General features: G+C 72.3%; 2 protein-coding genes. One reads left to right on the forward strand and one right to left on the reverse strand.

Features of this window, described 5'->3' with window-relative positions:
• The first annotated feature begins 44 nt into the window (after window positions 1-44).
• The gene (gene tldD / locus BDIM_RS12590; protein WP_040346110.1) at window positions 45-1475 is read left to right on the forward strand and encodes a metalloprotease TldD; all 1431 of its coding nucleotides are present in this window, start codon (window positions 45-47) and stop codon (window positions 1473-1475) included.
• Here tldD and mnmH read toward each other — a convergent pair.
• Window positions 1472-2609 (reverse strand): tRNA 2-selenouridine(34) synthase MnmH (mnmH, locus tag BDIM_RS12595; protein WP_345908509.1); only part of this gene is annotated, 1138 nt, incomplete at its 5' end. The genes tldD and mnmH overlap by 4 nt on opposite strands.

Here is a 2609-nt window from a genome sequence, read left to right on the forward strand (position 1 = left end):
GCTGCCCCCGTGACGCCGCGCTCCTCAGCCCCTATCTAGCGTCCATGAGCACCGTCGCCTCCCCCTCCCCCATCCTCGACGCCGCGGGCGTAGCCCCGGACGAGGCCCTGTCGATCCTGCAGACCGCCCTGTCGGGCGCCGACGACGGGGAGCTGTTCCTCGAAAAGACCGAGAGCGAATCCCTGGTCTTCGACGACGGGCGGCTGAAGGGCGCCTCCTACGATGCTGTTGAAGGTTTCGGCCTGCGCGTCGTGGCGGGCGAGACGGCCGGTTACGCCCACGCCAATGAAATCTCCGCCGCCGCCATCCGCCGCGCCGCCGACAGCGCTGCGCTCGCCAAGCGCGGCTATGACGGAACCGCCGCCGAGGCGCCGCGCGACACCAACCAGCGCCTCTATGATCCGGTCGATCCGCTGCTGGCCCCGGCCTTCTCGGACAAGATCGCCCTGCTGGCCGAGATCGACGCCTGGGCGCGCGCCCGCGATCCGCGCGTGGTGCAGGTCTCGGCCTCCCTGGTCGGCGAGCGTCGCGCCATCGACATCCTGCGCGGCGACGGGCGCCTGCTCAGCGACCTGCGCCCGCTGGTCCGGCTGAACGTCTCCGTCACCGTCGAAAAGGACGGCCGCCGCGAGAGCGCCTCGTCCGGCGCGGGCGGCCGCGCGGGCTTCGAGGAATGGGTCGCCCCTGAACGCTGGCAGGCCCAGGTGGACGAGGCCCTGCGTCAGGCCCTGGTCAATCTGGACGCCGTCGACTGCCCGGCGGGCGAGATGGACGTGGTGCTGGGCGCGGGCTGGCCCGGCGTCCTGCTGCACGAGGCGGTCGGCCACGGCTTCGAGGGCGACTTCCACCGCAAGGGCTCGTCGGTCTTCACCGGCATGATGGGCAAGCGGGTGGCCGCGCCGGGCGTGACGGTCGTGGACGACGGCTCCATCGCCGGGCGCCGCGGCTCCCTGTCGTTCGACGACGAGGGCACCCCGACCTCGCGCACCGTGTTGATCGAGGACGGGATCATGGTCGGCCTGATGCACGACCGGCTGTCGGCGCGTCAGCTGGGCGCCAACGCCACCGGCAACGGCCGCCGCCAGTCCTTCGCCCACACGCCCATGCCGCGCATGACCAACACCTTCATGGAAGGCGGCAAGGATTCGCAGGCCGACATGATCGCCAGCACCAAGCGCGGCCTCTACGCCGCCAACTTCGGCGGCGGCCAGGTGGACATCACCAACGGCAAATTCGTCTTCCAGTGCACCGAGGCCTATCTGATCGAGGACGGCAAGATCACCGCCCCCGTGCGCGGCGCCACCCTGATCGGCGACGGCGCCACGGCCCTGACCCAGATCCAGATGATCGGCGACGACTTCGCCTTCGACCCCGGCGTCGGCACCTGCGGCAAGGCCGGTCAGGGCGTCCCCGTCGGCATCGGCCAACCCAGTCTCAAGATCGGCGGCCTGACCGTGGGCGGCACGGCGGTCTAACCGCCCCTCTCCCGGCGGGAGAGGGAAATCGCCACCGCCTCCGCCGCGCAGTCCAGATCGCTCTCAGCGCCGCCGTCCATCGTGATCTCGCCCAGATCGCGCGCCCCCGCAGACGCCCGGCGATAGGCTGGATCGTAGTGCTCGCGCATCAGGGCCGTCGCCAGGGCGCGCAGGTCGCCCGCCTGCGACAGGGCGCGCCACTGCGCGATCCGCTCTCGGCTATGGTGGCTGGGCATCCGCGCCAGCAGGGCGTCGCGCAAGGCCGCATCGTCGGTCGCCGCCTGATAGTCGCGCAGCACCCGCTCGACCCGCGCCTCGAACGGGGCGGACAAGCGTAGGGCGGGCGCCGCCTTCATCGCCGCCCACAGCACGGGCGGCACGGTCAGGCGGCCGATGCGGCTGGCCTCGGCCTCGACCACCACGGGACGGCTCAGGTCGAGGGCGGAAAGCGCCGCATAGAGACGGCTCTCGAACAGCTTCTGCGACGGCTGCTCCGCCTCGGTGCGCCCGAACAGGGAGCCGCGATGCGCCGCCAGCCCCTCCAGGTCCAGGCTCTGAACGCCGTGATCCGCCAGGCGCGCCAACACCTCGGTCTTGCCGCTGCCGGTCAGGCCGTCCATCAGGACCAACTTCAACGCCGGGGCCGTCTCCAGGTCATGCAGGGCGGCGGCCACCGTGCGCCGCCAGGTCTGATAGCCGCCCTCCAGCCGCGTGACGGGCCAGCCGACCTGCTCCATCACCGTGGTCATGGCCGTCGAGCGCTGCCCCCCGCGCCAGCAATAGACCAGGGGCTGAAACCCGCCGTCGCGGTCGCCCAGCGCCCCGTCCAGATGCGCGGCGATGTTGCGCGCCACCAGGGCCGCGCCCAGGCGGCGGGCGAGGAATTTCGACGTCTGAACGTAAAGCGTCCCCACCTCGGCCCGCTGGGCGTCGTCCAACACCGGCAGGTTGATCGCGCCGGGCAGGTGGTCCTCGGCGAATTCGCCGGGGCTGCGCACGTCGATGACGGCGTCGTAGCGGGCGAGCGCCCCCAGCGACACGTCCGCCGTCAGCCGCGCCATCAGCCGCCCGCCTTCACGACCACGGAAGGCGCGCCCTCGCGCACCCGGCCGACGCGGCGCGCCGAGGCGAAGC

The organism is Brevundimonas diminuta ATCC 11568 (genome assembly GCF_000204035.1).
Classification (GTDB): Bacteria; Pseudomonadota; Alphaproteobacteria; order Caulobacterales; family Caulobacteraceae; genus Brevundimonas; species Brevundimonas diminuta.

Bases quoted from the DNA above. Each gene is read 5' to 3' on its own strand.
- tldD (WP_040346110.1), top strand. From the start codon at position 45: ATGAGCACCGTCGCCTCCCCCTCCCCCATCCTCGACGCCGCGGGCGTA.